Below are 826 nucleotides of genomic sequence, written 5' to 3' on the forward strand. Positions count from 1 at the left end.
GCCGATATCAATGTTTTCCACCGCGTCTTCCAGCGAGCATCCTTCACGAGCGACGGTCTGGGCAAATGGGTAGAGGTTAACGACCACCATATCGATAGGCGCGATACCGTGCTGCTGCATGATGCCATCATCCTGACCGCGACGACCGAGGATGCCGCCGTGTACTTTCGGATGCAGGGTCTTCACGCGTCCATCCATCATTTCCGGGAAACCGGTGTAGTCAGAGACTTCGGTAACCGGCAGGCCTTTATCTGCCAGCAGGCGGGCGGTGCCGCCGGTAGACAGCAGCTCGACACCACGAGCGGAAAGCGCCTGCGCGAATTCGACGATACCGGCCTTGTCAGAAACACTGAGCAGAGCGCGGCGGACTGGACGACGTTGTTGCATGGTATTAAATCCCCAGGATTTGAACATTACAGAGAGCGTTAGGTGAGTTTTTGCCTAAAAACTCACCTAACGCACCCAACCGGGCATCCGTGTCATTGCGCGGCATTGTAACGAAAACGTTTGCGCAACGCTCGCGAATTTTTATCTTTCTCTTTCAGCCACTGTTTCTTCCTTATATAGAAGCTTACCCACCGGGCTTTTGCCGGCGTTTCGTCGCGATTCTGTGGATAATTCTGTGTGTAAAAGGGTATAAAGCGGGGTTTTGCTGGGGAATGCAGCAGTCAGTCATTTTTCTGCCATTTTTCTATTGCAGGCGCTCGAGAACTCCCTATAATGCGCCTCCATCGACACGGCGGATGTGAATCACTTCACACAAACAGCCGGTTCGGTTGAAGAGAAAAATCCTGAAATTCAGGGTTGACTCTGAAAGAGGAAAGCG

1 pseudogene is annotated in these 826 nt (G+C 52.7%); it reads right to left on the reverse strand.

Annotated features, from left to right (window positions below):
* Positions 1-387, reverse strand: a pseudogene (gene purH, locus CWM53_RS10985) (bifunctional phosphoribosylaminoimidazolecarboxamide formyltransferase/IMP cyclohydrolase); the annotation flags it as partial.
* Positions 388-826 lie beyond the last annotated feature (439 nt).

Origin of the sequence: Klebsiella sp. A-Nf5 (genome assembly GCF_002810545.1) — a bacterium.
GTDB lineage: Bacteria > Pseudomonadota > Gammaproteobacteria > Enterobacterales > Enterobacteriaceae > Klebsiella > Klebsiella variicola.